This is a genomic window from Geomonas agri, from assembly GCF_020179605.1.
Lineage (GTDB): Bacteria > Desulfobacterota > Desulfuromonadia > Geobacterales > Geobacteraceae > Geomonas > Geomonas agri.
Genome location: NZ_JAINZO010000005.1, coordinates 1 through 26,999, shown reverse-complemented (window position 1 = coordinate 26,999; position 26,999 = coordinate 1). Strand labels below are relative to the sequence as shown.

Annotated in this window: 27 protein-coding genes and 1 rRNA gene; 10 read left to right on the top strand and 18 right to left on the bottom strand. The window is 59.4% G+C overall.

Features of this window, described 5'->3' with window-relative positions:
* Positions 1-2: 2 nt before the first annotated feature.
* Complete coding sequence (ybeY, locus tag K7R21_RS20335) at positions 3-422, bottom strand: rRNA maturation RNase YbeY (RefSeq protein WP_224985124.1); 420 nt, start codon at positions 420-422, stop codon at positions 3-5.
* Positions 355-2,730: an HD family phosphohydrolase gene (locus K7R21_RS20330; RefSeq protein WP_224985142.1), complete on the bottom strand. Its 2,376-nt coding sequence runs from the start codon at positions 2,728-2,730 to the stop codon at positions 355-357. The genes ybeY and K7R21_RS20330 overlap by 68 nt, the downstream gene beginning before the upstream one ends.
* A 249-nt stretch (positions 2,731-2,979) precedes the next feature.
* On the opposite strand from K7R21_RS20330, the gene eno reads away from it, so the two are divergent.
* Together eno and K7R21_RS20320 are read left to right on the top strand one after the other, a co-directional pair.
* Positions 2,980-4,269 carry a phosphopyruvate hydratase gene (eno, locus tag K7R21_RS20325; RefSeq protein WP_224985123.1) on the top strand — a complete coding sequence of 430 codons (1,290 nt, stop codon included), beginning with the start codon at positions 2,980-2,982 and terminating at the stop codon, positions 4,267-4,269.
* A 163-nt stretch (positions 4,270-4,432) separates the two neighbouring features.
* Entirely contained in the window at positions 4,433-5,344 is a 912-nt protein-coding gene (locus K7R21_RS20320; protein ID WP_224985122.1) for an RluA family pseudouridine synthase, read from the top strand.
* Here the strand turns inward: K7R21_RS20320 and K7R21_RS20315 are convergent.
* Positions 5,341-5,988: a protein-L-isoaspartate(D-aspartate) O-methyltransferase gene (locus tag K7R21_RS20315; protein WP_449727790.1), complete on the bottom strand. Its 648-nt coding sequence runs from the start codon at positions 5,986-5,988 to the stop codon at positions 5,341-5,343. The genes K7R21_RS20320 and K7R21_RS20315 overlap by 4 nt on opposite strands.
* Before the next feature lie 971 nt (positions 5,989-6,959).
* Between K7R21_RS20315 and K7R21_RS20310 the strand changes: the two genes are divergently transcribed.
* Positions 6,960-7,454, top strand: coding sequence for a BCAM0308 family protein (locus K7R21_RS20310; RefSeq protein ID WP_224985120.1), 495 nt, complete (start codon positions 6,960-6,962; stop codon positions 7,452-7,454).
* Positions 7,455-7,530: 76 nt separating this feature from the next.
* On the opposite strand, the gene K7R21_RS20305 is transcribed toward K7R21_RS20310, so the two are convergent.
* Both K7R21_RS20305 and rpsA read right to left on the bottom strand, forming a co-directional pair.
* Complete coding sequence (locus K7R21_RS20305) at positions 7,531-7,758, bottom strand: DUF3820 family protein (protein ID WP_224985119.1); 228 nt, start codon at positions 7,756-7,758, stop codon at positions 7,531-7,533.
* 3 nt (positions 7,759-7,761) lie between these two features.
* Positions 7,762-8,964, bottom strand: coding sequence for a 30S ribosomal protein S1 (gene rpsA, locus K7R21_RS20300; RefSeq protein WP_224985118.1), 1,203 nt, complete (start codon positions 8,962-8,964; stop codon positions 7,762-7,764).
* 200 nt (positions 8,965-9,164) lie between these two features.
* Here rpsA and K7R21_RS20295 point away from each other — a divergent pair, with 200 nt between their 5' ends.
* From K7R21_RS20295 to K7R21_RS20285, 3 genes are all read left to right on the top strand, one after another.
* Entirely contained in the window at positions 9,165-9,347 is a 183-nt protein-coding gene (locus K7R21_RS20295) for a GSU3473 family protein (protein WP_224985117.1), read from the top strand.
* 81 nt (positions 9,348-9,428) lie between these two features.
* On the top strand, positions 9,429-10,889 hold the full coding sequence (locus K7R21_RS20290) for an RtcB family protein (protein ID WP_224985116.1): 1,461 nt from the start codon (positions 9,429-9,431) through the stop codon (positions 10,887-10,889).
* Between the two features lie 9 nt (positions 10,890-10,898).
* A complete protein-coding gene (locus K7R21_RS20285) occupies positions 10,899-11,330 on the top strand; it encodes an archease (RefSeq protein ID WP_224985115.1) in 432 nt (143 codons plus the stop codon).
* A 16-nt stretch (positions 11,331-11,346) separates the two neighbouring features.
* Here the strand turns inward: K7R21_RS20285 and K7R21_RS20280 are convergent, their stop codons facing one another.
* The 4 genes from K7R21_RS20280 to K7R21_RS20265 form a co-directional block, all read right to left on the bottom strand.
* On the bottom strand, positions 11,347-12,075 hold the full coding sequence (locus K7R21_RS20280; RefSeq protein ID WP_224985114.1) for a BON domain-containing protein: 729 nt from the start codon (positions 12,073-12,075) through the stop codon (positions 11,347-11,349).
* Positions 12,076-12,297: 222 nt separating this feature from the next.
* Positions 12,298-13,077: an amino acid ABC transporter ATP-binding protein gene (locus tag K7R21_RS20275; protein ID WP_318248357.1), complete on the bottom strand. Its 780-nt coding sequence runs from the start codon at positions 13,075-13,077 to the stop codon at positions 12,298-12,300.
* Positions 13,064-14,083 carry an ABC transporter permease subunit gene (locus K7R21_RS20270; protein WP_224985113.1) on the bottom strand — a complete coding sequence of 340 codons (1,020 nt, stop codon included), beginning with the start codon at positions 14,081-14,083 and terminating at the stop codon, positions 13,064-13,066. The genes K7R21_RS20275 and K7R21_RS20270 overlap by 14 nt, the downstream gene beginning before the upstream one ends.
* Before the next feature lie 61 nt (positions 14,084-14,144).
* A complete protein-coding gene (locus K7R21_RS20265) occupies positions 14,145-14,939 on the bottom strand; it encodes an amino acid ABC transporter substrate-binding protein (RefSeq protein WP_224985112.1) in 795 nt (264 codons plus the stop codon).
* A gap of 298 nt (positions 14,940-15,237) precedes the next feature.
* Here K7R21_RS20265 and K7R21_RS20260 point away from each other — a divergent pair, with 298 nt between their 5' ends.
* Positions 15,238-16,332: an AAA family ATPase gene (locus K7R21_RS20260; protein ID WP_224985111.1), complete on the top strand. Its 1,095-nt coding sequence runs from the start codon at positions 15,238-15,240 to the stop codon at positions 16,330-16,332.
* A 78-nt stretch (positions 16,333-16,410) separates the two neighbouring features.
* Here K7R21_RS20260 and K7R21_RS20255 read toward each other — a convergent pair whose 3' ends face one another.
* The 4 genes from K7R21_RS20255 to mutL all read right to left on the bottom strand — a co-directional run bounded on the left by K7R21_RS20255 (position 16,411) and on the right by mutL (position 21,189).
* Positions 16,411-17,709 (bottom strand): DUF512 domain-containing protein, encoded by a 1,299-nt coding sequence (locus K7R21_RS20255; protein ID WP_224985110.1) that lies wholly within the window; start codon positions 17,707-17,709, stop codon positions 16,411-16,413.
* A 263-nt stretch (positions 17,710-17,972) separates the two neighbouring features.
* Positions 17,973-18,197, bottom strand: a complete 225-nt coding sequence (hfq, locus tag K7R21_RS20250) for an RNA chaperone Hfq (RefSeq protein ID WP_012529414.1) — start codon at positions 18,195-18,197, stop codon at positions 17,973-17,975.
* Positions 18,198-18,209: 12 nt separating this feature from the next.
* Positions 18,210-19,124: a tRNA (adenosine(37)-N6)-dimethylallyltransferase MiaA gene (gene miaA, locus K7R21_RS20245; protein ID WP_224985109.1), complete on the bottom strand. Its 915-nt coding sequence runs from the start codon at positions 19,122-19,124 to the stop codon at positions 18,210-18,212.
* A gap of 46 nt (positions 19,125-19,170) precedes the next feature.
* A complete protein-coding gene (gene mutL, locus K7R21_RS20240; protein WP_224985108.1) occupies positions 19,171-21,189 on the bottom strand; it encodes a DNA mismatch repair endonuclease MutL in 2,019 nt (672 codons plus the stop codon).
* Between the two features lie 148 nt (positions 21,190-21,337).
* Between mutL and K7R21_RS20235 the strand changes: the two genes are divergently transcribed.
* Together K7R21_RS20235 and K7R21_RS20230 are read left to right on the top strand one after the other, a co-directional pair.
* Positions 21,338-22,240, top strand: coding sequence for a D-alanyl-D-alanine carboxypeptidase family protein (locus tag K7R21_RS20235; RefSeq protein WP_224985107.1), 903 nt, complete (start codon positions 21,338-21,340; stop codon positions 22,238-22,240).
* Positions 22,197-22,613 (top strand): secondary thiamine-phosphate synthase enzyme YjbQ, encoded by a 417-nt coding sequence (locus K7R21_RS20230; RefSeq protein WP_224985106.1) that lies wholly within the window; start codon positions 22,197-22,199, stop codon positions 22,611-22,613. Before K7R21_RS20235 ends, K7R21_RS20230 begins: the two co-directional genes overlap by 44 nt.
* A gap of 12 nt (positions 22,614-22,625) precedes the next feature.
* Here the strand turns inward: K7R21_RS20230 and K7R21_RS20225 are convergent, their stop codons facing one another.
* Together K7R21_RS20225 and K7R21_RS20220 are read right to left on the bottom strand one after the other, a co-directional pair.
* Positions 22,626-24,173 carry a SpoIIE family protein phosphatase gene (locus K7R21_RS20225; protein ID WP_224985105.1) on the bottom strand — a complete coding sequence of 516 codons (1,548 nt, stop codon included), beginning with the start codon at positions 24,171-24,173 and terminating at the stop codon, positions 22,626-22,628.
* Positions 24,170-24,628: a response regulator gene (locus K7R21_RS20220; protein ID WP_224985104.1), complete on the bottom strand. Its 459-nt coding sequence runs from the start codon at positions 24,626-24,628 to the stop codon at positions 24,170-24,172. The genes K7R21_RS20225 and K7R21_RS20220 overlap by 4 nt, the downstream gene beginning before the upstream one ends.
* Positions 24,629-24,940: 312 nt before the next feature.
* Between K7R21_RS20220 and K7R21_RS20215 the strand changes: the two genes are divergently transcribed.
* Entirely contained in the window at positions 24,941-25,270 is a 330-nt protein-coding gene (locus tag K7R21_RS20215; protein ID WP_224985103.1) for a cytochrome C, read from the top strand.
* 45 nt (positions 25,271-25,315) lie between these two features.
* Here the strand turns inward: K7R21_RS20215 and K7R21_RS20210 are convergent, their stop codons facing one another.
* The 3 genes from K7R21_RS20210 to rrf all read right to left on the bottom strand — a co-directional run bounded on the left by K7R21_RS20210 (position 25,316) and on the right by rrf (position 26,884).
* Positions 25,316-26,020 (bottom strand): L,D-transpeptidase family protein, encoded by a 705-nt coding sequence (locus K7R21_RS20210; protein ID WP_449727789.1) that lies wholly within the window; start codon positions 26,018-26,020, stop codon positions 25,316-25,318.
* Positions 26,021-26,220: 200 nt separating this feature from the next.
* The gene (locus K7R21_RS20205; RefSeq protein WP_224985101.1) at positions 26,221-26,565 is read right to left on the bottom strand and encodes a hypothetical protein; all 345 of its coding nucleotides are present in this window, start codon (positions 26,563-26,565) and stop codon (positions 26,221-26,223) included.
* 202 nt (positions 26,566-26,767) lie between these two features.
* Positions 26,768-26,884 (bottom strand): 5S ribosomal RNA (gene rrf / locus K7R21_RS20200).
* Positions 26,885-26,999 lie beyond the last annotated feature (115 nt).

Sequence of the window (26,999 nt, the reverse complement as noted above, 5' to 3'; positions counted from 1 at the left end):
GGCTAGACAAGCCCTTCCTCGACCAGCAGGGAGAAGATCTCACGCTCCTTGGCCTCCATGCGGGCGGCCTCGGCCTCGCCGCTTCTTTCATGGTCGTAGCCGGTGATGTGCAGGATGCCGTGCAAAAGCAGGAAGTAGAGGCGCTCCAGGAAGGTCTGCCCGGCTTCCTCGGCCTCGCGCGCCGCGGTGTCGACGGAGATGACCACGTCGCCCAGAACGTCGGGATTGATGGCGCCGAACTCCCCTTCCTGCATGGCGAAGGAGATCACGTTGGTGGCCTTGTCCCGCCCCAGGTACTCCCGGTTCAGGACCCGGATGGACCGGTCCCCCACGATGCTGACGGAGAGTTCCGCCTCAGGACATCCCAAGGCGTCTAAGATCCTCTGCGCCACCTTTCGCAGCTGCGTCTTCGCGACCGGCATCCGCCTTTGGCGGTTCGCTATCGATATCCTCTGGCTTCTTGGCAATCGTCTTCTCCTTGTAGGCAGGTTCGGGGTAATCGATGCGCTGGTGATAGATCCCCGCGAGTATCTGGTTGAAGCTCTTGGCTATCTCGTGCAAGTTCTTCAGGGTCAGCTCGCACTCGTCCAGCTGACCGTCGATGAAGATGTTGTTGATGATCTTCTGCACCAGCCCCTGGATCCTGGCCGGGGTCGGGTCGGCGAGGGTGCGCGAGGCGGCCTCCACGCAGTCGGCCAGGAGCACGAGCCCGGCCTCCCTGGTCTGCGGCTTGGGTCCCGGGTAGCGGAAGTCGCGCTCGTCCACCGGTGGTGAGCCCGGCGTCTCCAGCCCCTTCGCCTTCAGGTAGAAGTAGTTGATCAGCGAGGTGCCGTGGGACTGCCGGATAATCTCGATGATCGGCTGCCCGATGCGGTGTTCCTTGGCAAGCTCGACCCCGTCCTTCATGTGCGAGATGAGGATGAGGGCGCTCATGCTGGGAGAGAGCTTGTCGTGGCGGTTCTCGCCGTCACGGATGTTCTCGATAAAGTACTGCGGCTTCTTCAGCTTGCCGACGTCGTGGTAGTAGGCTGCGACGCGGGCCAGAAGCGGGTTGGCGTTGATCGCCTCGGCGCCCGCCTCCACCATGTTGCCCACCAGCACACTGTGGTGGTAGGTGCCGGGGGCGCGGATCATCAGCTCGCGCAATAGCGGCGAGTTGAGGTTGGCGAGTTCCAGGAGCTTGACGTCGGTGGTGTACTGGAACAGCGCCTCGATGAGCGGGATGGTGCCCGAGACGTAGACCGCGTTGATCAGGCCACCCAGGAAGGCGAAGATGATGCAGTACAGCGGCTGCAGCGAGAGCGGACTGTCGTTATAGACGTGGAAGCAGACCGCCAGCGCCATGTTTACCGCGCTCACCTTGAACCCGGCGCTGTAGATGGTGCCGCGCTCCTTGCACTGGCGCACGCCGTGGGCGCCCACGATGCCGCCCAGCAGGGCGTAGACCACCACCTGGAGCGAGTTATTCAGCATGATCCCGGTAAGCGGGGCGGTGATGGCGCAGTAGACCAGGGCCACCTCGGAGTTCAGGATGATCCTGACGATGATGGCGGAGGCCGCAAACGGGAACAGGTAGAAGTAACTCGCCGTGTCGATGGAGGGGAAAAGTCCCCCCAAGGCGGTGGAGACCGCCGAGACCAGCTTCAGCACGGCGAAGTTGGCCACCGTCAGCAGCGACAGCAGCAGGATGTCCTTGTTGGTCGGGTTGAACTTCCTGATGTTCTTGCGGCCAAAGCGGTACGGCGCGTAGCAGAGCACCAGGATGAGGCCGAAGATCCCCAGACCGGTAAGAACGGGGGTGCTGGTCCTGGCCTTGAAAATCTTCTCCAGCTTCATCGCCTGCTCGGAGGTAACCCGCTCCCCGACCCGGACGATCATTTCACCGCGCTTCATCTTGAAAAGCACCGGGCGCACTGCGGTGCGCGCTTCACTCTTCTTGGCATCGGTGCCGTTACGGTCGAAGGAGAGGTTGGGAGCCATCATGCGCAGCGCCACGCCCTTGAGCAGCTCCAGGTCGTGGGACGCTGCCCCCTGGGTCAGGGTTGCCTGGGAGAAGATGCGGCGCGCCGCAGGGAGATCGATGCTCGCACTGTAGTCTCCTCCGGCGACGTCCTGCCGGGTAGCGTCATCCACCACCACGATGCCGTGGCGCAGGTCGGCGGCGAAGTGGCCGCGGTCGGCAACGATGCGCTGCCGGTACAGGGGGGCCAACTGCCGCCCCAGGTCGGAGAGGAAAGCCCGCTGCTGCTTGACGTGGGAGAGTGCCGCGAGTTCCTGGGTCGAGATATCGACGCCGAGCACGGCGACTACTGCCTTGCGCCTGGCCTCCCCGTGCATGGAGGGGTCGTCCACGACATCCAGCGCGTCATCGAAGCGACGCACGAGTTCAATATTGCCGTTGGCGGCGAGAGTATAGACGAACGGCGCGGCACCCTCTGCCTCCGCCCTTTTCTTCTCGGTCAGTAGCAGGTCCTCGATGAGATAGTCCTGGGTGGCACGAATATCGGAGGTGGCGATATCGCCTTCGCGGTACTGCACCGACAGGAACTGCGGACTCGGAATGATGAGCAGGGTGAGGAATAAGGCGGTGAGGAACAGCATGATGAAGCGACTGCGCTTCTCATTCCTGTCACAGGTGAGACCTTGGGCAACCGCTCCCATCCAGCTGTCGTAGAGCCGGATCAGCGAACTCTTCTGAATTGTCTGTTTGTCGCCGCTTTCGGTGGGCATTATCTTCAATGGTTCCCGTGTCGTAAGGACAGAGACTGCAAGAATAGCAGCAAGGGGACAATATATCCCGTTTATTCCAGCACTGTCAATCTAAACCAAATGTCTTGGGAACCGCTGTCGCTTCGCCATGTTAGCAAAAATTTACAAAACCTGCTTCCCTTTGAGGGCAGATATGTTATATAACGAAGGCTCCATTAAGACGGGCGGGGCCGCCCGTTCACAATTAAATTTCATTCCAGGGGGGTAGAGATGAGCCAGATAACCGACGTTTACGCCAGGGAAATCCTTGATTCCAGGGGGAATCCGACACTTGAGGTCGAAGTGTTCCTGGATTCCGGTGCTATGGGTAGAGCCGCGGTTCCCTCCGGCGCCTCCACCGGCGAGCGCGAAGCGCTGGAACTGCGTGACGGCGACAAGGGACGCTACCTCGGCAAGGGCGTAGAAAAAGCCGTCGCCAACGTCAACGACATCATCGCGGACGAGATCACCGGCATGGACGCAACCGACCAGGTCGGCATCGACAAGAAGATGCTGGAGCTTGACGGCACCGAGTTCAAGAGCCGCCTGGGCGCCAACGCCATCCTCGGCGTCTCCCTCGCCGTGGCCAAGGCCGCTGCCGACGAGGTAGGCCTGCCGCTGTACCAGTACATCGGCGGCTCCAACGCCAAGGAACTGCCGCTGCCCATGATGAACATCATCAACGGCGGCGCCCACGCCGACAACAACGTCGACATCCAGGAATTCATGATCATGCCGGCCGGCGCCAAGAGCTTCAAGGAGGCCCTCAGGATGGGCGCCGAGATCTTCCACGCGCTGAAGTCCGTCCTCAAGGCCAAGGGATACAACACCGCCGTCGGCGACGAGGGTGGCTTCGCACCGAACCTCAAGTCCAACGAGGAGGCCCTCGAGGTAATCATGGAGGCCATCGTGAAGGCGGGCTACAAGCCGGGCGAGGAAGTGCTCCTGGCGCTCGACGTCGCTTCTTCCGAACTCTTCGAGAACGGGGTTTACACCCTGGAGAACGAGGCCGAGTCCAAGAAGACCGCCGACCAGATGGTCGACTTCTACGAGAACCTGGTCAACAAGTACCCGATCATCTCCATCGAGGACGGCATGGCCGAGAACGACTGGGACGGCTGGAAGAAACTCACCGACCGCCTCGGCAAGCGCATCCAGATCGTGGGCGACGACCTCTTCGTGACCAACCCCTCCATCCTCAAGGAAGGGATCAAGAAAGGGATCGCCAACTCCATCCTGATCAAGCTGAACCAGATCGGTACCCTGACCGAGACCCTCGACGCCATCGAGATGGCCAAGCGCGCCGGCTACACCTGCGTTATCTCGCACCGTTCCGGTGAGACCGAGGACGTCACCTTGGCCGACCTCGCCGTCGCCGTCAACGCGGGCCAGATCAAAACCGGTTCGCTCTGCCGCACCGACCGCGTCGCCAAGTACAACCAGCTGCTCAGGATCGAGGACGAGCTGGACGAAGTCGCCCTGTTCAGGGGCGCCGAAGTTTTCTACAACGTGAAAAAATAACGGACCCCGTCCGCTAGCTGCAACAAAGGGCGCACCCCCACCAGGGTGCGCCCTTTTCTTTATCCATCCCCTCGCCCGCCGGGAGAGGGGCAGGGGTGAGGGGATTGGCAGCTTGGGCCGGATTCCCTTGCGCCTTCCTCCTCATGAAGGTATACTCCGACCCATGTTAACCTACGAGATAACGGCCCAAGACCACCTGCGGCGCGTGGATAGTTTCATGCGCAACCTCCTTCCCAGCGCGCAGTTCTCCTACATCAAAAAGCTGATCAACTCAGGGCACCTCAAGGTGAACGGCGCTCCGGCCGAACCCGCGGACATTCTGCACTACGCCGACCAGGTCACCCTCAAGGAAAGCAGCAAGACGGCGGCATTCCTGGCCCGGCTCACCCCGGACCTTGACATCCTGTTCGAGGACAGCTGGATCATCTGCTTCAACAAGCCGGCCGGCCTTGCTGTACACCGCACCGAAGATCCCGAAGAGATCACGCTGGTCGACCTGGCGGAGACGCTTTTGAAAAAGCGCGACGGCGTCGGCAGGCTGCGTCCGGTGAATCGGCTCGACAAGGGAACCTCGGGGGCCATCATCCTGGCCAAAAGCTCGGTCGCCGCGGGGATGTTCGGCAAGATGGTGCAGGAGGAAGGGCTCGGCAAGCTGTACCTCGCCATGGTGGAGGGGAAACTGCAGAAGCAGGGAACCATTGACGCGGCGCTGGAAGGCAAGGAGTCCCAGACCAGTTACCTGAGGCTCTTCCAGGGGGGCGGCGTGTCACTCTTGGCGGTGTACCCGCTCACCGGGCGCATGCACCAGATCAGGCAGCACTTCAAGTTGATCGGGCACCCTATCCTGGGCGACAAGCGCTACGGCGGCAGGAAGCTTTCCGGCTTCACCGGCCACGCGCTGCACTCCTTCCGGACCACGCTAGTGCACCCGGCTACCGGCGAAGAGGTCGATATCCCGGCGCCGTTGCCGGAGCAACTGCTGCGGCTCGCCACCCGCTGCGGCGCGGTGAGCGAGGAGTCGTTCCTTCAGACACTGAACGACGTCCCGGCCGCCGAGACTTTGGCGCTCTCCTAGTCATCCCACCCCTGCGCGCCGATCAGCGGCACGAAACGGACCGCGCAGAGGGTTTCTTGGTGCAGCCCACCGCTGCGGTCTCGGTGCACCCGCACCAGGTCCTGCAGATGCTGCGTCGGTCCCACCGGGATCACCAGCCGCCCGCCCGGCGCCAGCTGCTCTTCGAGCTCTTTCGGCACGTCGGGGGCACCGGCGGTAACCACGATGGCGTCGTAAGGGGCATGCTCCCGCCACCCCAGCGTGCCGTCGCCGAGATGAACCGTCACGTTGCCGTAGCCGAGTTCGCGCAGGCGCTGCCCGGCCAGGTGCGCCAGGGACGGGATACGCTCCACGGTGAAGACCTCCCCCGCACAAAGGCTCAACACTGCAGCCGCGTAGCCAGAACCGGTGCCGATCTCCAGGACCTTCTCACCCCCCTGCAGTTTCAGCGCCTCTATCATGTACGCCACGATGTAGGGCTGCGAGATGGTCTGCCCGTCCTGGATCGGGAGCGGTCCGTCCTCGTAGGCGAGGTACTCCATGCCGGGCGGGAGGAAGGCTTCGCGCGGCACCTCTGCCATAGCTCTCAGCACCGCCGGGTCCACAATACCGCGCGCCATAAGGTGCTGGCTCAGCATGCGCTCCTTCCTCGCTGCAAGTTCCATTTTCGCATCGCTGGTCATGGCTCCTCCGAAAATCTCAATGCTACCATGCCCTTAAACTGCGACAAGCGCTCCGGCGGACCAGATGCCCTAGTTTCAATCTGTCGGCAGAGTAGCAGTGGCCTGCACAAAACATTCATCCTCACTAACAAAACAGTCTAAAGTGTCGATCAATCAACCTGTTGACTCTTAAAAGGGGCAGGCGTACACTTAAATCGTAGCAAAGAGTTGTTCTTTGAAAACAGCTCTGGGGTACAGGTAAAGGTGGCGTGAGGTACCCTGATTATTCCACACTTAAAACTTCCCAGGTTTCAGACGTGGTGTGCAATTCCCCAAAGTATGAGGAATAGCCTGAAGCGTTTTCCGGGGAGATGCTTTACAAAAGAGCGTGGTCTCACATAAACCTTTACGGCACTCTGGAGCTCGTAGCTGGCGCTTAAGGAGATCAAGCCGATTGGCCTATAATAATCTCATCCGTCATGCGCGTGCAAACCGCTTCAAAAAGGGGAAGAAACCGCGAGACACGGGTGACATGGTCCCGCCGGAGCATGCCACTACGCCGCGAGGAAAAAGCTTCCACCGGCGGATAGGGGTAAAGGATCTCAAGATTTAAGCGCCAGTTACATTTTAGGAAGGCCCGATGCGAAAGCACCGGGCCTTTTCCGTTTTGGCTCGCTGGGGGGAGTGCGCCGGTTGATGCTCTACCGTGCCGCCGAGGGCAGGCCCCTTTGTGGTGCCTTCCTCTCGTTACAACGCCCTCCCTCGCTTGAGACCTTTTCCACACCTGCTCTTGTTCTGCCCTAACCTTCCAGCGTCCCTCCCTTATGCCGGTCCCCGCAATGACGACGCCCATCCCCTCTGCGATCTTAGGTCCGCTCAGCAAGTCTTTCCTCCCCGGACTGCTTCCCCTGCTGAACGCGAGTGTTATACTTAGCCGGTGCTAATTTTGCTAGCCCAAAACAATGGAGGTAGCCATGCCACGCGGATCCAGAATAACAATGGAAGAGAAAGGACAAAGGACCATCCGCAGCCTCGAACCTTACCTGCCTAAACACGGGCTGCCAGAGGGAACAGTCTGCAAGGGGTGCGGCATCGTCTACCGCAACAAGCGTTGGCAGATCGAGAGCGGCTCGTCTGCCTCGTCTAGCGGCGACGTTCTCTGCCCGGCCTGCCAGCGCATAGTAGGTGAAGATCCTGCCGGCGTTGTGACGCTCTCTGGGCCATATCTTTCCCAACATAGGGAAGAGATCCTGAACACAGTGAGACAACAGGAGGTGAAGCACAGGGAGAAAAACCCGCTGGGGCGGATCATGGAGATCAAGGAGGATAATGGCGGCATCATCGTCACGACCACCGAGGACAAGCTGGCCCAAAAAATCGGGCGAGAGATCTATAAGTCGCAGCGAGGCGAGTTGCACTACAAGTGGAGCCATGATCAGCGCATGGTCCGGGTGGAGTGGAGCCGCTGATCCGGCCCAGCGTGAAAAGCAAAGCCCCCCTTACCTTACGGCAAGAGGGGCTTTTTGTTTTGGAGGAGGCTGCCGATCAGCGGTGCAGTAGCGGATCGAACAGGTACTCCAGGCCGTTGGCCTTTATTTCGTACATGGACTCCAGCATGGCTCCCAGTTCCCCATCGGGAACCCCCTTCTGCCGCATCCAGACCAGGTACGGTTCGGGCAGGTCCACCAGCAGTGACCCGGAATACTTGCCGTAGGGCATCCGGGTGCGGGCCAGCTTCAGCAGTTGGGCTGGATCGGGGAAAAGATCCTCCAACGGCTACCCCTTCAGTTTGGCCTTGAGCAGGTCGCCCAGGGTACCCATACCTTTGGGAGCCTCATCCACGGTCTTCTTGTAGGCGTCCATGCTCTGGGCCTGCTCCTCCGCGGCGCGGCTGACCGAAGCGAGTGCGAGCGAGATTTTCTTCGCCTCGCGATCCACCGCCTCGACCTTCACCTCGACCTCCTGCCCTTCGGAGAGAACCTCTTTCGGGTGCTGGATCCGCTTGCCAGCGCCCAGCTTGGAGATATGGATCAGGCCGTCGACGCCGCTGGCCAGGGTCACAAACGCGCCAAACGGTGTAAGCCTTGCCACCTTGCCGTTCTGGTAGGAGCCTTCGGGGAAAGCGCTCGCCGCCTCTTCCCAGGGATCGGCGAGGGTGTCTTTCAAGGAGAAGGAGATGCGGTTCTTCTCCCAGTCGATCCCCTTCACTACTACCTCTACTTCCTGGCCGACGGAGAGGACTTCACTGACATGGTTCACGCGAGCCCAGGCGACCTCGGATACCGGCAGGAGCCCTTCGACGGCGCCGATGGAGACGAAAGCGCCGAAGTCGCGCAGAGAGGTTACGGTACCTTTCACGCGGTCACCGACTTTCAGGGTCTCCTTAAGCGCATCCTTCTGCTGCTGCAACTCCTCCTCGAGCAGGGCCCGGTGGGAAAGAACGATATTGCGACCTTTCTCGGAATACTCGGTGACCTTGAAGGACATCTGCTTGCCTACCAGGGCAGCGGTGTCCTCCACCCTTCTCAGGGCGATCTGGGAGAACGGGCAGAAGGCGCGGGAACCGGCGACCTTCACCTCGAAACCACCCTTCACTTCCTTTTCGACCACGCCCTGGACCGGAATGCCCGCGGCGTAAGCTTCTTCGAGTTGCGCGTTGCCGGCGGAGTGGCTGCTCCCGGCGCCGAGCTTGGTGGTGAAACGCATCTCGTTGTTGCGCGAAGAGACGAACCAGGCGGTGACCTTGTCACCTACCTTGACGCTTACGTTGCCATCGGCGTCAAGGAGTTCCTTGATGTCGAGGACCCCTTCGCCCTTGCGGCCGGTATCCAGAAAGACCCAGTCCTTGGCGATCTGCAGCACGGTCGCCTCGACCTTGGCACCCGGCTCAAGCCGGCCGGCGTCCTTCTGGCTCCGCTCGAACAGATCGGCAAAGCTCTCCTCTTCAGTTTCCATCTCTTCTTTGTGATCGTTATCCATTTAAGTACCTCTTCAGCGTAGTTGTTGCGCACCTTAGCACCCATGGAGCATACAGGGGACCCCGTACCCTTGTCAACTACTTGAGCCGCCAACAATTGAGTTTGTAAGACGCAGTGGCCAAAACTTTCTTAAGGTACGCCATAAGATACCGATAGGTATTGCATCTGTAAAGCTCACGGCTGCATACGGAGGAGACAACGATGGGCGTGCTGGTCTGCTATGACGACTTTACCTATGACGTGATCAACGACTACTTCCTGGACCACCTGCTGTCGACCGGGTGCATCCTCGGCTTTGACCGGTCCGAGCACTGGGTGAAACAGGAGGACGCTACGCGAAACCGTAAAGCACTCGCTCCGCCCCCCCATCTCACACCTTCCTGAAGCCCCGGCCCCTCCCCCTAAGCAACTTCAGTTATGGTAACATCTCCGGGGGCATTGCCATCTGACGCAAACGGAGGTCCTATGAACGTGCCAGCTGAGCTGAAGCGGATCAGCGAAACGATATGGGAACTGCCAGTGAGCCACAAGGAAGGGATGTTGGTTCCGGCAAGGATCGTTGCCAGCGAGAAGTTGATCCACGAGATGGACGCCGGGGTGTTCGAGCAGGTGAGTAACGTTGCCACACTCCCCGGCATCCAGCGCTACGCCTACTGCATGCCAGACGGGCACTGGGGCTACGGCTTTCCGATCGGGGGAGTTGCCGCCATGGATCCCGGCTCGGGGGTGATCTCCCCCGGCGGCATCGGCTTCGACATCAATTGCGGCATGCGGCTCGTGCTCACCAACCTCACAGCCGAGCAGGTCCAGCCCAAGCTGCACCAGCTGATCGACCGGCTCTTCGCCCGCATCCCGACCGGCGTCGGCTGCCAAGGCTTTATCAAGATGAAAAGTGACGATTTCCGTTCCGTGGTGCAACAGGGCTCACGCTGGTGCCTTAAAAACGGCTTCGCCACCCAGAACGACCTGGACATGACCGAGGAGGGAGGCTGCTTCCCAGGGGCCAACGCCTCGGACATCAGCCAGAAAGCGGTGGAGCGCGGCTACAACCAGTTGGGGACGCTGGGAAGCGGCAACCACTATTGCGAGGTCCAGGTGGTGCAGCCCCAGAACATCATAGATCAGGACCTCGCCGACGCCTTCGGATTAACCACCGTGCCGAACCAGGTGGTGATCATGTTCCACTGTGGCAGCCGTGGCTTCGGGCACCAGGTTGCCACTGACTACCTCAAACTCTTCCTCTCGGTCATGGAGCGCAAGTACGGCATCAAGATCGTGGACCGGGAACTCGCCTGTGCCCCCTTCCACTCTCCCGAGGGGCAGGCCTATTTCAGTGCCATGAAATGCGCCGTCAACATGGCCTTCGCCAACCGCCAGGTCATCCTGCACCGGATCCGGGAGGTCTTCTCCGACCTGTTCCACGCCTCGCCCGACGAACTCGGCATGCGCATGGTCTACGACGTCGCCCACAATACCGCAAAGCTGGAAAGGCACCTGGTCAACAGCAGCCGCAAAGAGTTGCTGGTGCACCGCAAGGGTTCCACACGCGCCTTCGGGCCCGGGATGCCGGGGCTGCCCGAGTGTTACCAGAAGACCGGGCAGCCAGTGATCATCGGGGGGAGCATGGAGACCGGTTCTTACCTGTTGGCCGGCATGTCCACGGGAGGCGACGCCTGGTTCACTACCGCGCACGGCAGCGGCAGGACCATGAGCCGCCACGAGGCGAAGAAGAATTTCCGCGGAGACAAGCTGCAACGCGACATGGAACAGCGCGGCATCTACGTGCGCACCGACTCCTTCGGAGGACTCGCCGAGGAGGCAGGGGCGGCCTACAAGAACATCGACGAGGTGGTGGAGGCGACCGAACTGGCCGGGCTGAGCAAGCGGGTGGCACGCCTGGTGCCGATCGGCAACATCAAGGGGTGAGGAGGCATCATGCCGTTTGAGTACCGCAGCGATATCGCCCATGCCGACGTCGCCTTCGACGCTTGGGCCCCAACCTTGGAAGAACTGTTCGGGGAAGCGGCACGCGCCACCATGGAGGTGATGGTGGAGAACCTGGCGGAGGTGCGCCCGGCCCAAACGCTGGAGGTGAAGCTGGAACAGGAAAACGAGGAGATGCTTCTCTTCGACTTTCTCAACGAACTGCTCTTCTACAAAGATGCACGGAGGCTGATCCTGCTCCCCGGCGAAATTGAGATCTCGCCTAGTGACGGCGGACTGACCGTGCGGGCGACGCTCTTAGGAGAAGAGATTGCCCCGACCCGACACGAGATGAGGACCGACGTGAAGGCGGTGACCATGCTGCGCTACAAGGTCGAACGGGTGGCGCAGGGGTGGCGGGCGACGGTGGTACTGGACGTGTAGCGCCCGCCACCTCCCTTCACCCGGTCACCACGAGGTTGTTGACCACCTCATTTACCCCCAGCACGTACCAAGCGTCGGACTCGGCGGCGTGTTTGTTGTTCAGCATCGGCACCGCCCCATCCAGGATCACCACGCCGTCCTTGCTGTGGATCGAAACCTGCGCCGCGTTCACCAGCGGGTCCTTCTCCAAAACAATCCTGATCAGGTCCACCAGTTCGTCATCATTCTCCTCGGCGTTGGACCACACCTCGATCCCGTTGACCACATCCCGGCTCCCCGGCACCCACCAGGCCAACACTCCGGCCAACCGCTTATGCGAGATGCTCTCCGCCCTGCCGTTCAAGATTACAATGCCTTCGTTCACCTCGACCTCGATGACCCGATCCAGCCCACGTTGCGCCGTGCCCCGCACCTCTTCCAGGTCCTGCTTGACGATGGCCTGAACGGCGTACTGCATGAAGGCCGGTTCGCTGGCGAGTCCGTTGCAAACATGGTCGCGGATGGCGCCATCCTCCATCTGCTCGGATGGCTCGACACGCAACCTGTCCACGATGCCGGTGACCGGCTGCGGCTTGGCGGCGATCTCAAGGGCAAGTTTCTTGGCGCCAATCCATCCGACCTCACCTTGGACGGTGACCACACCATCGGCAAATTGCAGTTCAATGGGATGGCCGTGCAGGTTCACCCGCGGTTCCCGCTCGAGTGTGGCCCGAATGGTTCCGATGACCTCTTCCGCTCTGATCATGCCTCTCCCCTTCCCAGCTCGTTATTCGGGGACCGGATCGATTCCCATGTGAACGGCCGGAGCTTGGCATTAATAAACGTCAAGAAAACAACGGATACATTGTAGCATGGGGAGGGATGTTGTCGAACAGGCGGCAAGCCCTCAGCGGGAAGAAAGAGTGGAGTTGTGCGAGGAAAGAGTGGGGTAACGAAAACGGCGGCAGGGTAGCTGCCGCCGCTGGTGCTAGAGAATGCGGTTCAGGAATGACTTGATGCGGTCATGCTCCATCTGGTTGGCGAAGAAGTCTTCCGGGGTCCCTTGGGCCACGAAGGAGCCCTTCTCCATGAAGATGACCCGGTCCGCCATCTCCTTGGCGAAACCCATCTGGTGGGTGACGATAATCATGGTCATCCCCTCCTTCCCGAGATCGCGAATGGTGTCGAACACCTCGCCGATCAGTTCCGGGTCCAGCGCGGAGGTGGGCTCGTCGAAGAGCATCAGCTTGGGGCGCATGGCGAGCGCCCGCGCGATGGCGACGCGCTGTTTTTGGCCGCCGGAAAGGGTGGCGGGATAGACGTCACGCTTGTCGGAGAGGCCGACCTTCGCCAGCATGTCCAGGGCGATCTCGCGTGCCTCCTCCGGGCTCTTCTTTTGCACGGTAAGCGGCCCTTCCATCACGTTGCCCAGCACCGTCATGTGCGGGAACAGGTTGAAGTGTTGGAACACCATGCCGATCTCGGAGCGCAGCGCGCAGATCTTGTGCGGGACATCCAGGTGCCGGCGCCCGTGCTTATTGGTCACGTAGCCGATCTCGTTCCCTTCGAAGATGATGGTCCCCTCCTCGATCTCCTCGAGGAAGTTGATCGAGCGCAGCAGGGTCGACTTGCCGGAACCGGACGGCCCGATGATGACCACGATTTCGCCGGGGCAGACGTCGAGGTCGACGCCGTTCACGGCGGTGAGCGATCCGAAGTGCTTGGTGATCCCCTTGAGGCTTAACAACGGTTGGTTAGCGGTTTTCATAGATGCCGGCCCGAACCTCGATCTTTTCGAAGACGAAGGTGAAGATGGTGGTGAACAGCAGGTAGATGAGCGCCGCCAGGATCAGCGCGGTCACGTTGAAATAGGCGTTGAACATCTGGTCGGCGGAGCGCATGAGCTCTACCATGGCGATGGTGGAAACGAGCGCGGTGTCCTTGATGAGGGCGATGAACTCGTTGCCGATAGGGGGCATGAGCCGCTTGTAGGTCTGCGGGATGATGACCCGGCGCATCGCCTGCCAATAGCTCATGCCGATGGCCTTGGCTGCCTCCATCTGACCGTGCTCGATGCTCTGAATGCCGCCGCGGATGATCTCGCCCAGGTAGGCCGAGTAGTTCAGGCCAAGGCCAAGGATGGCGGCGGTGAAGGGTTTGAAGGTGATTCCCAGGGACGGGAGTCCGTAGTAGATGAAGAAGAGCTGCAGCAGTAGCGGAGTGCCGCGGAAGAGCCAGATGAAGAACCAACAGATCGCCGACACCGGCTTGAAAGTACTGATGCGCCCGAGCGCGATGAGCAGGCCACCAAGGGGCGAAATCAGGATGATGCAGACCACCAGAGTGATGGTCATCACCGCCCCTTTCAGCAACTGCGGCAGGAAGCGGAGGCAGTCTTGGACGAAAACCTTGTAGCGCGGCGTTTGCTCCTGCTTGACCGAGGCGAGGAAGTTGAGCGCCTCACTGTTGTCAGGGTAGACCGCCAGGACTTCCTTCGCTGCGGAGCTTGCCTGCTCCATGTCCTTTAGGGCGAATTGCAGCCTCGCGATCTGCATCCTGCTCCTGACGAAGGCGCCGCTTTCGTCACCCTTTTCGAACTCAACCTTCTTGAGCAGGGCGATGGCGGCGGGAAGATCCCCCTGTGCCATTGCGTCGTTGGCGTCGGTGAAGAGCTGATCGTAATCCTTGGCGAAGCTGACCGAGGCTAGGAGTAACAGCAAGCATGAAAAAAGCAGGATCGCTCTTTTGACGACCCTGCCGGTAAAAAATTTCATCGGCACACCTGATTAACTGTGGCAGTCCCCCTCCCCGCGTACGGGGAGGGGAAAGCGTTAACTATTTCCACTTCTTCGGGTTGGTGATGTCCTCGCCGAACCACTTCTTGGAGATCTTGGCCATGGTGCCGTCCTTGACCATCTTGTCGAGGGTCTTCTGGACCGCCTCACGCAGCTCCACATCTTCCTTCCGGAACGCGACGCCGAAGGGCTCCTTGGTGATGTTGCCCGGCAGGATGCGGAACTTGCCCGGGCGCTTGGCGATGAAGTCGCGGCCGGTAGCGTCGTCGATGATGACGGTGTCGAGACGGTCGGATTCAAGATCCAGCAGCGCCTTCGGGTTGTCCTCGTACTCACGCACTTCGGAGGGAGCAGCCGGAAGCTTCTTGACGGCCTCGACGGCGGAGGAACCCTTCTGAACGCCTACCTTGGCGCCTTTCAGGTCGGTAAGCTTCTTGAGCTTCTTGTCAGCGAAACGGACCACGGCGACCTGGCCGTCCATCTTGTACGGCTTGGTGAAGGCGACTTCCTTCTTGCGCTCGTCGGTGATGGTCATACCGTTCCAGATGCAGTCGAACTTTTTGGAGTTGAGAGCGTGGATGACGCCGTCCCATGCGGTCGGCTGCCAGTTGATCTTGATGCCGAGACGCTTGCCCACTTCTTCAGCTGCATCGATGTCGAAGCCGACCAACTGCCCCTTGTCGTTGCGGTAGCCCATCGGGGGAAAGGCATCATCGAGACCGATGGTCAGAGCACCCTGGCTTTTGACCCTCTTGAAGGAACCGTCGCCGGCAAAGGCAGAGACGGCACAGGCAAGGACAAGCAGAGACGACAGGACAACCCAGATCTTTTTCACGTTTACGCTCCTTTTCTATGCTGTGGTCGGTGATGGTGAAGCTTAGAAATATTTGATGTAAACAAACAGGCGTTTGGACCGGCGGATTATTGCAGAATATCGCGGAAGCGTCAAGAAGATAACGGGACTTGGCCGATGCTCAACAGAAGGTCACAACGTGGTTCAGCAGGCAAAACAACACCCCCTTTTGTCAACTCCCCGGCCCGGTACCGTATACCATGTTGCCCCTATTTTTCCAAAAACGTATAATCCGGGTGTTAGGTATCAACACGTAAGAAAGGCCACGAGGCTTAGACATATGTGTAAGAAGATTTTCATTGCTGCTACCGGCCAGCATTGTGGCAAGACGACCATCAGTCTGTCACTGCTCCATCTGGCCAAAAAGAAATACGCGCGGGTGGGCTTCATCAAGCCGATCGGCCCCAAGGTTTTCATGCTGGACGGTGTGGAAATGGACATGGACGCGGCGCTGATTGCGTCCATCTACGGCATGGAAGCGGATCGACAGCTCATGTCGCCGGTCGTGGTCGGGAAAGGGTACACCAAGAAGTATCTCTCCGGCGAGATTGCACCGGAGGCACCGCTTGAGGCCGTCAAGAAAGCCTGTAGCGAACTGGAAGCGAAGAACGATTTCCTGATCATCGAAGGGTCCGGTCACGGCGGCGTCGGTTCCGTGGTCGGCATCAACAACGCGCAGATCGCCCGCACCCTCGATGCGCCGGTGATCATGGTGGCTAGCGGCGGCATCGGCTGCGTCATCGATTCGGTGCAGTTGAACCTGTCCCTGTTCCAGCAGCAGGGTGCTGAGGTCAAGCTGGTCCTGGTCAACAAGCTTTTAGCCAACAAGCGCGAGGAGACACTGGGCTACCTGAAAACTTTCTTCGAAAGCCGCCAACAGAACGTAGCCGGCGCCTTCGACTACTCCCCCACGCTCGCAAACCCCACCCTGCTCGACCTCTCCAAGCTGCTGAAGCTGCCGCTGCAGGGGGACCAGGAGGGCAAGAACCGAATCATCAACCACATCCAGTTGGGGGCCGCATCTTCACAGCGCGTCATCGACACACTGCAGGACTCCACGCTGCTGATCACCACGAGCTCCCGTGACGAGTTGATCGTTACGGCGTCGGCCCTGTACAACATCCCGGCCTACCGGCGCAAGCTAGCGGGCATCGTGATCCCCGGGTCGGCGCCGGTGTCGGCGATCACCCAGCGGATTCTGGATGACAGCAATATCCCCTATCTGCGCACTTCGCAGAACACCGCCGACGCCTTCATCACTCTCACCGAGCATGTGTCGAAGATAACGGCGGACGACAAAGAGAAGATCGACCTGATCAAGTCCACCGCCGAGAGCGTCTTCGACTTCGACGTCATCGACGCCATGAGCCGCTAAACAGGAACGGATAAAATACAAAGAGCCGGAGGGATGCCAAATCCCCTCCGGCTCTTTTCGTTTCAGGTCTCCTCGGGCTTACCCCAGCCTTTGCATCAGGGCGTCGTAAATCCCGTAGGGAGTGGACTCCACGACCAGGACCTCCGTTCCCAGCTGCTGTTCTACTGCCTCCAGGGTCAGGTCGTCCAGGAACACCCCTTCCCCCTCCTTCAGCATCACGTCAGGCACGAGCACCAAGTCTCCCAGTTCCAGCCCCTGCAGGGCGGCCACGACGTCGGCCCCGCACACAAGCCCGGTGACCGTGACCGTAGGTCCGAAGAGCCTGTTGCGCACCGCCACCGGCTGCATAGTAACCCCGGTCGCCCCAGAGAGCTGTTTGAGGAAGTCTGAGAGATAGCGGTAGGGGGATTCGCCGGTGACAACCGTCAGTTTCCCCGGCTTCAGAGCCTCGGCCTCCTGGAGCACCTGCTCCGCCTCAGAGAGAAACAGCGGGATCATGCCGACGCCGTTCTCCAACTGCGGCAGGTCGCCGTAATTCTCCAGCTCCGGAAACGGCACATCGCCCTTGATGTAGAACTCGTCGGCGAGGAACAGGAAGGGAGCACCCAAGCGCTCTTCCAGCCGCCGGGACTCAGGGTACCACTTGGCTATGAAGTCGGCAGCGAACTCCTTGGTGACCGGGGCCAGGGCCGGCAGGTTCTGCCTGTGCTCGGTCAACCCCACCGGCACCACCGCCAGCGATGCCACCCACGGGTACAGGGCGGCCAGATCCACCACGGTGCGGGCGAAGGCCTCCCCGTCGTTCCAGCCGGGGCAGAGCACGACCTGGGTGTGCATGGTGATGCGCGCCTCCGCCAGCTCCCGCATCACGTCCAGGATCGGGAGGATGCCGTTTTTGCCCAAAAGCTTCTCGCGCAGCGCCGCATCGGTGGCATGTACGGAGATGTAGAGCGGGGAGAGCCGCTGTTCCTTGATGCGGTCCAGCTCGGCCCGGCCGATGTTGGCCATGGTCACGTAGTTGCCGTAGAGAAAGGAGAGGCGATAATCTTCGTCCTTCACGTAGAGGGGGCCACGCAGCCCGCGGGGCAACTGGTGCACGAAGCAAAAGACGCAGTTGTTGCCGCAGCGCGCCGGCGCCGGTGCCTGAAAGGAGATGCCCAGGGGCTCCCCCTCTTCCCGTTCGACCTCGAGTTCCCAGAGCTCGCCGTCGGCCTTTTCTACTTCCAGTTCCAGCTCGTCGTCGGCCGCAAAATAGTTGTAATCGATGACGTCCCGCAAGGCATGCCCGTTCACCGACAGCAGCCGGTCCCCCGGCTGGAGTTCCAGTTCTTCGGCGATGCTGCCGGGCATTATTTTATCGATAGTCAGTCCTGACATGAAATCCCTCCTGGTGCGCGCCCCGCAGCGGAGATAGAGATTTTTCCGGCTGCGGAAACAGCAGTCGCGAGATGGCCCGCGAGGCAACTGGCGTGAGAGCGGCGGCGCGCAGAGTTTAATGATAGGTGGAGAAGGAGGAATTTGGCAACAGATAAAAAACAAGCCGGCCCTTTGGAGCCGGCTGGGAGGAGTTACTGTCGTGGCGAGGCAGCCCGGAGTAGGACAACTATTCCGGACGCCCGCTTACTGCATTGGTGGTGATGCTACTGGTGCAGTCGGAAAACGCCATCTACGGAAGTGATGCTGCAGATCGCGTGCTTATAGATGAGGATATCACCGTGCACTTCCATAAGAACGGAGAAGTTATCGAACGACTTGATATGCCCTTCCAGTTTTTCACCGGACATGAGCTGCACCAAGACCTTTACACGCTCCTTGCGAGACTGGTTGAGGTACTGGTCCTGGATGTTAAAAGGCGTTTTAGGCATGATTCCGCTCCTTTACCCAAAAAATTCAATCACATGACCAAGGATACTAGCAAATGCTGCGGGATATTCAAGCCAATAAATATCATTTTCCTTGCCGAACCATGTCATCTGTCGCTTGGCATAACGGCGGCTGTCACGCTTGATCAGCGTAACTGCCTCATCCAGCGTCATTTCACCAGCCAGATATGCAGTCATCTCCTTGTACCCGATGGAGCGCATTGACTTCAATTCGCGACTGTAGCCTTGCCCGAGGAGGTTTCGCACCTCCTCCACTAACCCTTTCTCCAGCATCTTTTCTACGCGGGTGTCAATGCGACGGTACAACTCCGCCCGTTCCACGGTGATGGCAAGTTTCAAAGCACGATAGTGGTCGCCCGAAAAGCCATGCTCGGCCCGAAAGGCGGAGATGGGGCGACCGGTCTGGGTGTAGACTTCCAGCGCCCGCACCAGGCGCACACGGTCGTTAGGGTGCAGCCTGGCCGCGGTCTCAGGATCGACCTCTGCCAGACGTCTCAGCAGTTCCTCTCCGGGAACATCGTCAAACTGGCGGCGTAGTTCCGGGTCCCCGGTCGGGGAGTCGACCAACCCATCCAACAGGGCGCGCAGGTACAACCCGGTTCCTCCGACCACGATGGCTTTTTTGCCGCGGCCGTCGATGTCCTCGATGGCGGCCGCGGCCTCCCGCCTGAAGTCGGAAGCGGTAAAGTCCTGATCCGGTGCCACGATGTCAATCAAGTGGTGCGGCACCCGGGCCAACTCTACCGGCGAGGGTTTGGCCGTGCCGATATCGAGGCCGCGGTAAATCTGCATGGAGTCCGCGTTGACGATTTCTCCATCGATCTCTTCTGCCAACCTCAAGGCGAGGTCACTCTTGCCGGACCCCGTAGGTCCCCCAATTATCAGCAGCTGTATCTTCTTTTGCGTCATGCTCTCTCGTCTACTGCGGCAGCACCATCGGCTGCCGTCCCGGGTTCTACAACCGCTTGAACATCTTCTCCACTTCGATCAGGGTGAGGGTCTGCATCACCGGTCTGCCGTGCGGGCAGTTGCTGGAGAAGTCAGTCTCGTCCATCTGCCTGAACAGCGCCGAGATCTCCTGGGCTGTCAGCGTGCGCCGGCCACGCACCACGCTGTGGCAGGCGATGCGCGCCAGGAGATCCTCCTGGATGTCGGTGAAGGTCCGGCTGCGGCTCAAGCTGGAGAGCTCCTCCAAGATATCCCGGATGGTGCGCAGGTAGTCAGTGCCGGATAGAAGCTGCGGCACACCGTTCAGAAGCCAGGTGTTGCCTCCGAACTCCTCGAAGGAGAAGCCCAGGCGCCGCAGTTCCTCAAGATTCTCCCTGAGCACCGCCGACTCGCGGAAAGAGAGTTCCAGCGTTTCCGGGAAAAGTAGTCCTTGACTGTCCACCTCCTTGCCGGCGAATTCCGCTTTCAGCTTTTCGAAGGCAACCCGCTCGTGTGCTGCGTGCTGGTCGATCAGTACCAGGTCCGTGCCCCGCTGGCAGAGAATGTAGGACGCGTTGAACTGTCCGATGACGGCAAGCGACGAGAAGTAACCCGGCGCCTCGCTTTCCCGCCGGAAAACCGGCTCTGGCTCTTCCGTGGTGGATTGAATGGCAGGCTCAGCGCTGCTCGGGGGGGCGGGCGGCTCCTCGGTCTTCCGCGCCGGTGCCTCAAAGTGGTAATGGGGGCGCAGCGCCGGCTGGGGTTTAGGCTGATACCCCACCAGCAGTTCGCGGATCTCGGCCACCTTGGCCTCGCTCACCGAGGACGCCAGCGCCTCTACAGGCAACTCTGGTTCCTGTGTAGCTTTCGCTGCCGGGGCAGCAGAAGACACGCCAACATGAGGCGGTGTATCCTTGGGCGCGCATGTCAGGGCGAGACCAGAGTGCGCGGACGTGCTGCGGGAAGCAGTGGCAACACCGGTGACGCTTTCCGTCAGCTGTGCACCCGGGGCTGTCGAAGCAGCCGAAACCGGCACGGCTGCCCGCTTCAGCCACGGGGTCTGCTTCAGCACGCTTTCCACCGCATACTGGATGGCGTCGTGCACCTTCCCCTGTTCGCGGAATCTCACCTCGTGTTTGGTCGGATGGACGTTGACATCGACTTCACCGGCGGCGATGTCGATGAAGACGGCGACAACCGGATAACGGCCGCGCTCCAAGAAGTTCCGGTAGGCCTGGAGGATGGCGTGCTGCACCACCTTGTCACGGATGAAGCGGCCGTTGATATAGGTGTAGAGATGGCTGGCGGCGCTACGGCTGCACTCCGGCGCGGCCACCAGGCCAGTTACCCGTACGCCCCCCGGCTCCTCATAAGAGACCGGATAGAGAAAAGAGGCTATGGAGCGGCCGAGCAGCGTCGCCACCCGTTCCTTCAGGTCAGCGTCGAGGGCCCGGAACACTGTCTTACCCTCATTCTTGTAGGTGAAGCGGACATCGGGGCGGGAGATGGCCAGCCGCGTCAGCAACTCCCCTACGTGCCCCCCTTCGGTATCCGCGCTTTTCATGAACTTGAGCCGCGCCGGCGTGTTGAAGAAGAGGTTGCGCACGGCGATGACCGTCCCCGGAGCCATGCCGCACTCCTTGACCTCCTTGATGCGCCCCCCCTCCACGTAGATCTCCGTCCCCTCCAGGCTGTCGCTGGTACGGGTGGAAATGGTAAGACGGGACACCGAGGCCACCGATGGCAGCGCCTCTCCACGGAAACCGAGGGTGGACAGGGCGAAGAGGTCCTCGTCACTAGCGATCTTGCTGGTGGCATGGCGCTCGAGCGCCAAAAGTGCGTCCTCACGCGACATGCCACTACCGGAATCGGTCACCCTGATGAGCCGCCTGCCCCCAGACTCGATCTCGACCACGACCTCTTTTGAGCCCGCGTCCAGCGCATTCTCCACCAGTTCCTTTGCCACGGAGGCGGGGCGTTCCACCACCTCCCCGGCGGCGATCTTGTTGGTCAGGTTCTCAGGAAGTATTCGTATTTTAGTTGCCACTGTAGCCCTCACGCTGCGGTAATCGAAGTCAGCAAGATACCTTAAGGGGCGACAGTTTGTAAATCCAAGATTCGCTGTGACATGCTACGCCGCATCCTTCGCGCTGCGCTCAATTGCGGGAGCGGGAAACGATGCTATAACATCCTGCATGAAAATTTTCTCATCCATCACAACTTGTCTTCTTGCAGCAGTTATCATCGGCCTCGCCCTTCCGCAGCAAACCGCTGCGCGCTCCTACCACCCCGCCACGAGCTACCTGGTAAAGGTCAACGGCCAGGTATTCCGCCAGCAAAATGCTGGTATCCGCCGGGCTCCGGCCAGCCTCACCAAGATGATGACGGCCCTAATTGTCATGGAGCGCTGCAACCTGAATGACGTAGTAGTGGTCAGCCGCGGGGCAGCGCGCGAGACCGGCAGCAGAATCGGACTGCGACGCGGCGAGAAATTCCGGGTGCGCGACCTGCTGGCGGCCACGCTGATTGCATCCGCCAACGACGCCTGCCGTGCCCTCGCCGATCACGCCTGTGGCAATCAAACCGATTTCGTGGTACAGATGAACGCCCGGGCTCGGGCGCTGGGCCTGGAAAACACCCACTTCGCCAACGCATGCGGCCACGACAGCAGGGGCCTCTATTCGAACGCACACGACCTGGCGCGCATCGCGGAGAAGGCGATGCAACTGCCGCAGTTTGCGAAGATCGTGGCCAGGCACGACATGCGCATCACCACGCTCGATGGCAGGCGCAGTTATTATTTGAGAAACATAAACAGGCTGATAGGACGGTATCCAGGGGCTATTGGTGTAAAAACGGGAACCACGCCCAACGCAGGCCAATGCCTGGTCGCCCTGGCACAGCGCGAAGACACCAGGGTCCTCCTGGTGATCATGCACTCCAGGAACAGGTGGGGGGCCGCACCGGAACTGCTCGACGCTGCCTTTGCGGCCTCGTCCCCGCGTCGCACCCCGCGGAGACCTGCTGAACCGACCACGCCAGCAAGGAGAGAAGATGAAGCATCACCGGAAGGAACTGTGGTTCCAGATCAAGAGTAGGCGTGGCTTTGTCAACATCACCCCTGAACTTGAGGCAACCGTCAAGGAAAGCGGCATACGGGAAGGGCTCCTGCTATGTAACGCCATGCACATTACTGCCAGCGTTTTCATAAATGATGACGAATCAGGGCTGCACCAGGACTTCGAAGAGTGGCTGGAAGGGCTGGCCCCGGAGAAACCGCACAGCCGGTACCGCCACAACCATGGAGAGGACAACGGGGATGCGCATCTGAAAAGGACCATCATGGGGCGCGAGGTGGTCGTTGCGATTACCGGCGGGAAGTTGGACCTGGGGCCTTGGGAACAGGTTTTCTACGGCGAGTTCGACGGCCTGCGCAGGAAGCGGGTCTTGGTGAAGATCATCGGCGAATAGTAATTTTCTGCCTCACAGTCCCCGCAGCACCAGGACGGTAATGTCGTCAGGCTGGGGATCTGGCTTATCGGTAAGAGCGATTAAGGCGTCCGCCATTTCCTGGGCGCTCTTCTTCCCAGAAAGCTGCCTGGCCAGCGCCTCGTGGGTGAGTTCTAGTTCCGGCTTCGCGTCGACCAGCCCATCACTGTACAGAACCATCACATCGCCCTTGGCCAGCCGCACCGCCCCCTCTTGGTACACCTCGTCTCCCTGCACGCCCAACGGCAATCCTCGTGGGTTGAGGGTCTCCACGGAACCGCCATGGCGCCTGACAAAGACGTAGCCATGGCCACAGTCAACGAAAGAGATTGTCCGCGTTGTTGAATCCAATTGAGCATGGAAGAGCGTCACGAAGCTTTCGGAGTTCTCCAGATCCTCGTTAAGCGCTTTCTCAGCCAGGTGCACCGCCTGGGCCGGGCGATTGTAGAGGGTGACGGCATGGAGGGCGGCCCTGACGGTGGCCATCAGCATGGCGGCGGCCATCCCCTTCCCCATCACGTCGCCAAGTGTCAGGTTGATGAGTGTTGGCGACACCTGCTGCCAGTCGTAGAAGTCCCCGCCGACCTGTTTGGCGGGGAGGCAGCGGGCTGCAATTTCGAAGCCGCCGATCTGCGGATAAACCCGCGGCAGCAGTTTGGCCTGGATCTCGGCGGCGTAGACCAGTTCCAGTTGCAGTTGCATGCGGCGCAACTCGCTCTCCCTTAGATCTGCCTCCGCTTTTTTGCGTTCGCTGATATCCCTGAAGATGGAAATGTTGCCGGTCACGTTGCCGAAGCGATTCAGACGCTTCATCGCGTAAAGCTCGCCGATGAAGACCTCGCCGCTTTTTCTACGAAAGTGCAGTTCCACCAGCTTTCCCTTCACCGGGGCTTTGACGTCAAAAACCTCCTTGCCGGTACGCTCGTAATCCTCCTCGTCGGCATAGAGAATTCCACTACTCTGGCCGATCACCTCGGGGGAGTCATAGCCGAAGATGTCCTGTAGCGCAGGCTGGTTCACATGCAGTATGGTGCGGTTGTGGTCGGCGACGACAATAACGTCGCGGATACTGTTAAAGAGGTTACGGTAATCTTCGGCTCGTTTCTCGATCTCCGCGTGAGCCACCTCAAGATCCCGCTCCGTTTGTCGCTGCTTAGCCCGCTCCTGCGCCTCGGTCAGCGCACGCTGTACCGCCGGGACCAACCTCGACAAACGACTCTTCAGGACATAATCCGTTGCACCGCTTTTGAGCGACTCAATGGCCGCTTCCTCGCCCAGTTTTCCAGAAACAAACACAAAGGGAAGATCGGGCAGTTTCTGGCGCACCATTGCCAAAGCCGTCATGCCGTCGAAAGCGGGAAGCGCAAAATCGGCGAGAATGAGATCCATGCCGCCGCGCTCCAAGGCGACACTGAACTCGTCCCGTCTCGACACCACCTCGACTTCGCAGTCCAGCCCTTCCGAGGTCAGAGTCAGCAGAACCAGTTCCGCATCCATCGGATCATCCTCAAGATGCAGTATGCGCAGACGCTCCTGTTTCATTGGTTACTGCCCCTTTGCGATGACGGAGGCGGCTCATTGATTATGGCCCAAAAGGCGCCGAGTTCCTTGACTGCTGTAATGAATTCGGAAAAATTGACCGGTTTTACCACATATGCGTTGACGCCGAGCCGGTAGCTCTCCACAACGTCCCTTTCCTCTCGCGATGAGGTCAGCACCACCACCGGGATAAACTTCAGTTGGGCATCACCTTTCAGTGTGCTGAGGACCTCCAGCCCGTCCACCTTCGGCAGTTTCAGGTCCAGCAGTATGACCGCCAGGTTCAACGGAGGTTCTCCTTCGTATTTCCCTCGCCGATACAGATAATCCAGGGCTTCGGCCCCGTCTCTGACCAGATCCACCCCGTTGGCGAGATTATGCTCTGCCAGCGCCTCCAGGGTGAGTTCAGCGTCGTTGGCGTTGTCTTCAACCAACAATATGCGCTTTAACTTTAACATCCCTGTATCTCCTTTAGTCCCCAAACAAGACAATCAAGAGTTGCGTCGGACACACAGATTTTACCACGTCTTTATAGCGATACACCAATGGCCTTCAATGCAGATGGCTCTGCCCACCGTTGCACAAAATTCCTGGCCACAACAACCCACAACAACCTTTAGTTAATTATAATCAGCCTACATTTCCCAACTATTCAGGCAGTTCTCCTGTGCTGAACCTATAAATAACAGTGGTGATAAGCGAGACCACATTTTTCTGCTATATCTTGTTGTAAAGTTTTGATCAAACCTCAGCGGCTAAAAGGAGAAGCAATGAAGCATAGAATCCTCGTGGCACTTATGTTGACAGCTCTTTCCATCACCTCACTCTATGCTGCCCAGGAAGGACCCAAATCCGCCCCCACATCAGGCAAGAATCTTGGCAGCGTCACCGGAGGCGTGTTCAAGGAAGCGCACCTGGTAATCGACAAGAAGTGCGTGTCCTGCCACACCGCCGAACGAATTGAAAACGCGATCGCAGCAGGGAAGGACATGCAGAGGATCCAGCACCGCATGGAACTCAAAGGTGTAAAACTGACTGCGAATGAGCAGTCGGTGCTAGGCATTTTCTACAAAGAGAGTCCGTTAAAGCCCAAGAAATAGATGAAACACCGATCGGGGGGCTTGCCCCCCTCACTTTCGGTTGATTCATGATATTTCGACGGGATATCCTCTGTTCTCGTAGTAAGCACGAACTAGTTTCCCCATGTCGATTCGATGCAGTAAGTTGCGGTCGGCCATCAGATGCAGGACCGCCCCAACATCGACAGTGTGTTTATCTTGCCGATGGAACTCGATGAATACCCTATCCTCTTTGACTCCCACTTTCACAGGCAGGTCGATGACCGTTACCCGCATCCCTTCCTGAGCTTTCACGAACAAGGACGCCATGTCGCCTGGATAAAGGCGCAGGCAACCATGGCTCGATCGTCGGCCAATGCCATAGGGACGGTTAGTACCATGAATAAGGATGTCCTGGCGTGACAGGCGCAGCGCATGACGCCCCAAAGGGTTGCGCGCACCAGGAGCAACTGCAGCAGGAAGCTGCGGGCGCTGCCGACGAATGGACTTCGGAACATGCCAGTAAGGATCCATTATCTTATCTACAATAAAGAAGCGTCCAAGCGGAGTATCCACACCTTCATCTCCAATGCCTATTGGAAAGGAAGTAATTGGGGTGATGTCACTCTCCGGGAAAAAGTACAAGCGTAACTCAGCCAGGTTCACGACAATGCAAGGGCGCTCCGTAGCTGGCGGTGGTATCCACGCGGAAGGTATGGTAACAACGATTCCAGCTTTCGGCAGGATCGGGTCGACACCACGATTAGCGTCTCGGATCTCGTTGTACCCCAAATGGAATCTCCTCGCGATTTCAATGAGGGATTCCCCCTGGTGCACCGTGTATTGACGCAGTTCACCAACATAACCGCCAACAAAGTTCGGTGGTATAGAGTCCGCCGACTGAGTTTTTCGTGCAAAAAGGGACGGCAAGAAAAGCCCTATCGCAACAGAAAAAAGGACTAGGCGGTGCTTGGGCATGGCGACGGCCGTCGTTACTTTTTCTGTCCAAGTTCGAACAGCTTTTCCGTTCGCGCCGCGGCCTGTGTTGCAGCTGCCGCGGCAGCCTCGGCTCTTTGGGCGCTATCAGCGGCCCTGGCAGTAGCATCATCGAGCATAGCCTTGTTGGCAAGCTGTGCCTGAGAGACTTGACTCTCCAGGGTCGCAACCCTACTCTCAAAAGCGTTGATCCGTTGATTGAGGGAGGCGTTCTTGGTTTCCAGGACATCAACTCTGCAGGAGATCGGGTCAACTTGCTTGCTGACGTAACCCTTGGTGACACAACCGGACACGGACAACGTGAAGGCGACAGCAGAAGCGGTAAGTAAGAAGAGTTTCAAGAGGAACCTCCTTAATATAAAATTAGCACATGCCAATTTTAGCCAGCATACTGGCATTTGCAACGTGATGGTAGAGGTGAAACGAAGGCTGGCAGAAGAAGATGTGGTGGAGAGAGATGCAACCGTGTAATGGGATGACAGAATCAGGTCTAGGACGCGAAAAAGCCCCGTCTGGAATCAGACGGGGCTTTTTAAATTAAATTCCCTGCGGCGACCTACTCTCCCACACCGTTACCAGTGCAGTACCATCGGCCCTGAGAGGCTTAACTTCCGTGTTCGGGATGGGAACGGGTGTGACCCTCTCGGCATAGCCACAGAGAAACTCGTAGCTTGGGCTGTCGCCCGCGCAATATGTTTCTCACAATCGCATTTCGTGTCTGTAGGATTTTTTGGCAGTGTATGATCGGGGGGTGGAGGTCCACCCCCCTCTCTAA

Coding starts and splice junctions, on each gene's coding strand:
- K7R21_RS20270 (WP_224985113.1), bottom strand. CDS start 14,083: ATGAAATTTTTTACCGGCAGGGTCGTCAAAAGAGCGATCCTGCTTTTT.
- K7R21_RS20315 (WP_449727790.1), bottom strand. CDS start 5,988: ATGGAACTTGCAGCGAGGAAGGAGCGCATGCTGAGCCAGCACCTTATG.
- K7R21_RS20280 (WP_224985114.1), bottom strand. CDS start 12,075: ATGATCAGAGCGGAAGAGGTCATCGGAACCATTCGGGCCACACTCGAG.
- K7R21_RS20235 (WP_224985107.1), top strand. CDS start 21,338: ATGAAAATTTTCTCATCCATCACAACTTGTCTTCTTGCAGCAGTTATC.
- eno (WP_224985123.1), top strand. CDS start 2,980: ATGAGCCAGATAACCGACGTTTACGCCAGGGAAATCCTTGATTCCAGG.
- K7R21_RS20285 (WP_224985115.1), top strand. CDS start 10,899: ATGCCGTTTGAGTACCGCAGCGATATCGCCCATGCCGACGTCGCCTTC.
- K7R21_RS20215 (WP_224985103.1), top strand. CDS start 24,941: ATGAAGCATAGAATCCTCGTGGCACTTATGTTGACAGCTCTTTCCATC.
- K7R21_RS20255 (WP_224985110.1), bottom strand. CDS start 17,709: ATGTCAGGACTGACTATCGATAAAATAATGCCCGGCAGCATCGCCGAA.
- K7R21_RS20275 (WP_318248357.1), bottom strand. CDS start 13,077: ATGAAAACCGCTAACCAACCGTTGTTAAGCCTCAAGGGGATCACCAAG.
- K7R21_RS20295 (WP_224985117.1), top strand. CDS start 9,165: ATGGGCGTGCTGGTCTGCTATGACGACTTTACCTATGACGTGATCAAC.
- K7R21_RS20320 (WP_224985122.1), top strand. CDS start 4,433: ATGTTAACCTACGAGATAACGGCCCAAGACCACCTGCGGCGCGTGGAT.
- rpsA (WP_224985118.1), bottom strand. CDS start 8,964: ATGGATAACGATCACAAAGAAGAGATGGAAACTGAAGAGGAGAGCTTT.
- K7R21_RS20290 (WP_224985116.1), top strand. CDS start 9,429: ATGAACGTGCCAGCTGAGCTGAAGCGGATCAGCGAAACGATATGGGAA.
- miaA (WP_224985109.1), bottom strand. CDS start 19,124: ATGACGCAAAAGAAGATACAGCTGCTGATAATTGGGGGACCTACGGGG.
- ybeY (WP_224985124.1), bottom strand. CDS start 422: ATGCCGGTCGCGAAGACGCAGCTGCGAAAGGTGGCGCAGAGGATCTTA.
- K7R21_RS20330 (WP_224985142.1), bottom strand. CDS start 2,730: ATGCCCACCGAAAGCGGCGACAAACAGACAATTCAGAAGAGTTCGCTG.
- K7R21_RS20260 (WP_224985111.1), top strand. CDS start 15,238: ATGTGTAAGAAGATTTTCATTGCTGCTACCGGCCAGCATTGTGGCAAG.
- K7R21_RS20220 (WP_224985104.1), bottom strand. CDS start 24,628: ATGTTAAAGTTAAAGCGCATATTGTTGGTTGAAGACAACGCCAACGAC.
- K7R21_RS20225 (WP_224985105.1), bottom strand. CDS start 24,173: ATGAAACAGGAGCGTCTGCGCATACTGCATCTTGAGGATGATCCGATG.
- hfq (WP_012529414.1), bottom strand. CDS start 18,197: ATGCCTAAAACGCCTTTTAACATCCAGGACCAGTACCTCAACCAGTCT.
- K7R21_RS20230 (WP_224985106.1), top strand. CDS start 22,197: ATGAAGCATCACCGGAAGGAACTGTGGTTCCAGATCAAGAGTAGGCGT.
- K7R21_RS20310 (WP_224985120.1), top strand. CDS start 6,960: ATGCCACGCGGATCCAGAATAACAATGGAAGAGAAAGGACAAAGGACC.